Origin of the sequence: Nostoc sp. CHAB 5715, assembly GCF_020829685.1 — a bacterium.
Classification (GTDB): Bacteria; Cyanobacteriota; Cyanobacteriia; order Cyanobacteriales; family Nostocaceae; genus Nostoc.
The window spans coordinates 1-4870 of record NZ_JAIVFR010000586.1 but is presented as its reverse complement, the minus strand read 5'-3'; the positions used below and the strand labels follow the sequence as shown (position 1 = coordinate 4870).

At 42.4% G+C, this 4870-nt stretch carries 5 protein-coding genes; 2 read left to right on the top strand and 3 right to left on the bottom strand.

Annotated features, from left to right (window positions below; translation table 11 throughout):
• A partial coding sequence (alaS, locus tag LC574_RS26690; RefSeq protein WP_229456634.1) for an alanine--tRNA ligase occupies positions 1 to 1469 on the top strand: 1469 nt, incomplete at its 5' end.
• A 104-nt stretch (positions 1470 to 1573) separates the two neighbouring features.
• Here the strand turns inward: alaS and LC574_RS26685 are convergent.
• On the bottom strand, positions 1574 to 1873 hold the full coding sequence (locus tag LC574_RS26685) for a hypothetical protein (RefSeq protein WP_229456633.1): 300 nt from the start codon (positions 1871 to 1873) through the stop codon (positions 1574 to 1576).
• A 908-nt stretch (positions 1874 to 2781) separates the two neighbouring features.
• Between LC574_RS26685 and LC574_RS26680 the strand changes: the two genes are divergently transcribed.
• Entirely contained in the window at positions 2782 to 3561 is a 780-nt protein-coding gene (locus LC574_RS26680) for a hypothetical protein (protein ID WP_229456632.1), read from the top strand.
• A gap of 131 nt (positions 3562 to 3692) precedes the next feature.
• Here LC574_RS26680 and urtE read toward each other — a convergent pair whose 3' ends face one another.
• Both urtE and LC574_RS26670 read right to left on the bottom strand, forming a co-directional pair.
• Positions 3693 to 4391, bottom strand: coding sequence for an urea ABC transporter ATP-binding subunit UrtE (urtE, locus tag LC574_RS26675; protein ID WP_229456630.1), 699 nt, complete (start codon positions 4389 to 4391; stop codon positions 3693 to 3695).
• 25 nt (positions 4392 to 4416) lie between these two features.
• On the bottom strand, positions 4417 to 4870 hold a 454-nt coding region (locus LC574_RS26670; protein ID WP_229456628.1), incomplete at its 5' end, for a hypothetical protein.

The window sequence follows — 4870 nt, the reverse complement described above, 5'->3', positions numbered from 1 at the left end:
GCCTTTATGACACCTACGGATTTCCCCTGGAACTTACTCAAGAAGTTGCTGAAGAAAATAATCTCACAGTTGATGAAGTGGGATTCGATGCCGAAATGCAAAAACAGGTGGAACGTGCCAAAGCAGCACATGAAACCATCGATTTAACTGTGCAAGGTTCCCTCGACAAATTGGCAGAACACATCCAAGTCACCGAGTTTTTAGGCTATACCGAATCGGCGGCGACGGCAAAAGTCGAAGCGATTTTGGTAGAAGGTGTTTCTCAAGAGGAAGCAGAAGTGGGGACAGAGGTGCAAATTGTCCTTGACAAAACGCCATTTTATGGTGAATCTGGGGGACAAATCGGCGATCGCGGTTATATCTCTGGTGATGGTATCGTTGTTCGGGTGGAAGATGTGAAGAAAGAATCTGATTTCTTTGTTCACTTCGGACGCATCGAACGCGGTACACTGCGCGTAGGCGATCATATTACAGCCCAAATTGATCCAGCTTGTCGCCGTCGCGCCCAAGCTAACCATACCGCAACCCACCTGTTGCAAGCGGCTTTGAAAAAAATTGTTGATGATAGCATATCTCAAGCTGGTTCCCTAGTATCCTTTGACAGGTTGCGCTTTGACTTCAACTGTCCCCGCGCATTGACAGCAGAAGAAGTGCAACAAATTGAAGAACAGGTGAACACTTGGATTGCTGAAGCACATGCTGCAAAAGTCGAAGTATTACCTTTAGCAGAGGCGAAAGCTAGGGGTGCTGTTGCCATGTTCGGCGAAAAATACGGCGAAGAAGTGCGCGTGATTGACTTCCCCAACGTATCAATGGAACTGTGCGGTGGAACTCATGTGAGTAACACGGCTGAAATTGGCGTATTTAAAATTATTTCCGAAGCTGGTGTGGCTTCTGGGGTGCGGCGGATTGAAGCTGTTTCGGGGCCAGCAATACTAGATTATCTCAATCTTCGGGATAAAGTAGTTAAAGATTTGAGCGATCGCTTTAAAGTTAAACCCGAAGAATTACCAGACAGAATCACAAGTCTGCAAAGCGAACTGAGAAATAGTCAGAAAGAATTGGAAACCTTAAAGGTACAGCTAGCGATCGCAAAATCTGACAGCTTGCTGCAAACAGCCCAAACTGTAGGCGATTCTAAAATTATTGTCGCCCAATTAGAAGATGTTGATCCAGAATCATTGAAAACCGCAGCCGAACGCTTACTGCAAAAAATCGGTAACGGTGCAGTGGTGCTGGGTTCTGTTCCCGAAGAGGGGAAAGTTAGTATAGTTGCAGCTTTTAGTCCAGAAGTGAACAAAAAAGGTTTGCAAGCTGGTAAATTTGTAGGTGCGATCGCTAAAATCTGTGGTGGCGGTGGCGGTGGAAGACCGAACTTAGCCCAAGCAGGCGGACGCGATGCGAGTAAATTACCAGAGGCGTTGGAACAAGCACAAAGTGAGTTAAAGTCCGCTTTGAAGCCTTTTTGATATTGCTTGGGCACTCACCATGATGTATCACTAAGAACATCAATCAAGATGTTCTTAGATTACATCTTATGGTTTCTGTTTGCTTAAGTTGACACCAATGCCCATCACCGCGCTCCCCCTGTGCCGCCGCCACCGCCATTGCCGCCGCCACCCCCACTGCCGCCGCCACCCCCACTGCCACCATTGCCACCAATGGCAGTGCCCTGACCCGATCCGATAACAATGACAATTGCATTGCCGCCATTGCCGCCGCTACCCCCTCTGCCGCCGCCACCGCCATTGGCATTGCCGCCATTGCCGCCGCGATTGGCATTGCCGCCGTTGAACCTGTTGTTACCCCTACAACCACCTGCCAAGCTGGCTTCTTCACTCAGAGTAAGTTCAGTGAAAAGTGTGCCTTCCATAGTTCTCTCTATAAATTTACTTAATGTAAGTTACCTGGGAGCATTAGACCCCCTGCATGAATATTAAGTACCACGACAGAATTAATTACATATTGCTTATTTGCCAATTCTTTACCAGTCAAAGATTTCAGACCAGATTTTGTGTAATTAATTTTGTACGATTACTTAAATTAGGTAGATCGATACCTTCACCTATTTACGAAGCGTTAACATTAACTGGAACGGGATGAATACGACCCAAATCTGTAAGCTTGTGGAAAACCTTGGCCAATAAAATAGGCTCAGGTTTTTGAGCAAGCATTTTTATGGTTTCGTGGACATAATGAAAACGTATCTTCTCAATAGATAAATTCAGGGAAAATTGTCTTTCTTATTGCCTTATACCTCCTGCTTACTGCCTTATCCCAACGACAAATTTTTACGCTGACCTACTTATTTTACTAACTGGGTGTTTTACCTCACTAAAAGAATAACGAGTATCATTGCTATCTGTAATATCTGTCACTTAATTTACTTTTTAAAGTGTTCAGGTTTCTAGACTTTTGCCGTTCGTTATTCATCACAAATTAATATTCTCAACAATCACAAAAAAATACGAGGGGGGTTTTGTGGGATTAAGTGGGAAATTAGCAAAGATTAATATTCATAGAGCCAATAGACCTCTTGCAGAAAAGTTTTGTGGTATAATTAAGAGATTTAGAAACAATCCATATCAGAATCTATCAGGACTTACGCAAAAATCGCCGAAAGGCTTAATTTATCGAACCGCCAAGACGCCAAGAACGCCAAGAATTCGTAGAGCGTGCGTAAGTCCTATCTATATAGAGAACTTTTGTTACCTCGTTAGGATGTCTGATAGAGATAGAAAGCAAATTGCAAGTTAGATTTCAACCTTGGTGAAATGTTTTATGGCATCCCAAATAGACATACATTTATCTAACGGAGTTTTGCAACGCTTACAAAATGTGAAAGATTTTGTAAGTGAAAATGTTAACTCTCTAAGTAACTCAGCACAACAAGTTGGGGAGTCTTTGAAGGCAACAGCAACTACAACGACTGATAAAGCAATTGATACAGTTACCACAAGTTTAGAGGAAACTTGGCAAACTGCTGATAAGTTTAAGAGTACAACATCGGGAGCAGTTAAAGATGCGTTGGCGAAGCCCACCGAAGGTATCGCATCTTCTGTAAGTGATTGGCTGACACAACACCCGATATTTTTTAGGTTAGTTCAAGTACTAGGTTGGGCGGCTAATCACCCAATTATTAGTATAGTGATTTTGCTGTTTGCGATCGCTATCATCTGGAGCATCATCAAAGCAATTGTCCGCTTGATTGAAACAGCTAGTTGGTCAATACTCCAAGTTCCGTTAAAATTGCTTCAGGCTTTGATTAAAGTTAGTTTTATCTCCTTAACTAAAGTTGGCAGTTTTGCTGTTCAACGAATGACACCTACTAAAACAATTGATAACCTGCCAGCTTTGTTACCTGAAAATTTTCAACCAAGTAAGCAACAACGATTAGCAGAAATTTCTCATCGATTAGAAGCAATTCAAAAGGAACAACATGAGCTTTTACAAGAAGCCGCAGACTTAATTGCTTCAGATACAATTGATATAGAAATATCAAAAATTGAAGAATACAGAATTCAGAATTCAGAATTCAGAACAAGAAAGTGGGGAACTTAAACCCGTTTCTTCAGACGCGACGCTCGAATACTCGCTAAGGTTACACTATTTGCCAGTCACATTCCAATTCAATTCTGTAGCTTGCTTCCCTGAAAGGGTATTCTGGCTCCTGACTCCTGAATTCTATTTACTTAAACAGCTAAAAAGCGTTGAATCACATCTTGGCTGAGTTCGGCTGTGGAACCGGAGGCGACAATACCACCTTTTTGCATAGCGTAATAGTAATCAGCCTGACGGACAAAGTGCAAATGTTGCTCTACCAATAAAACCGAAATGCCTGTGGTTTCGACAATGCGACGGACTGCGGCTTCAATTTCTAGGATGATGGAGGGTTGAATACCTTCGGTAGGTTCATCTAAGACGAGTAATTGAGGTTCTCCCATTAAAGCACGTGCGATCGCTAATTGTTGCTGCTGTCCCCCACTCAAATCACCACCCATCCGCGAAAGCATGGTTTTTAACACCGGGAATAAGCTAAAAACTTCCTGTGGAATTTCTGCTTTTTTTACTGGTTTGCGTCTAGCTTCTAACCCCAACAGCAGATTTTCTTTAACTGTCAACCGGGGGATAATTTCTCGTCCTTGGGGGACATAACCGATTCCTAACTTTGCCCTTTGGTCTGGAGATTTCGAGTTGATTAATTCTCCAGCTAAGTTAATAGTACCACTACGGGGTTTGAGTAAACCCATAATTGTTTTTAGTAAAGTAGATTTCCCTACGCCATTGCGTCCAATTAGGCATATCATTTGCCCAGATGGTACGCTTAAATCTACATTGCGGAGAATGTGGCTTTCGCCGTAGTAAACGTTAAGGTTAGAGATTTTTAGCATTAGATAAAGTGACTGCAAATGAATTTTACTTACGCTTCATGCACAACCCGATAACACCAGCAACTACTATACCACCGAGTGAAAGGGGTTCAGGAACAGGAATGGCAATAACATTCACATCGTCTAAAAATAAATGTGCAGGCTCGTGTCGAACACCAAATTTCAATTCTGTAGACGCTGCTGTTGCTATAAAGTTAAACGAGTATTTAGTGTAATCTGGAGGGTCAATATTAACTTGATTAAAGATGTTATCTCCACTAAGAAATATCTGAAACTGATTGGGGAACGCACCCTGACTCTGATTCTTTAGAAACAAACTGAGTTCGTAAGTCTGACCAATTGTTGTAGGGATATTCTGTGACAGAAAACCGATAATACCAATAGGCCCTAAGGAGGCTAAATAATTACCACTGTGGGATTTATTATATTCATTAGAAGCTATCACTCCACTGTAACTCAAATTAGAAGTAGTCCATCCT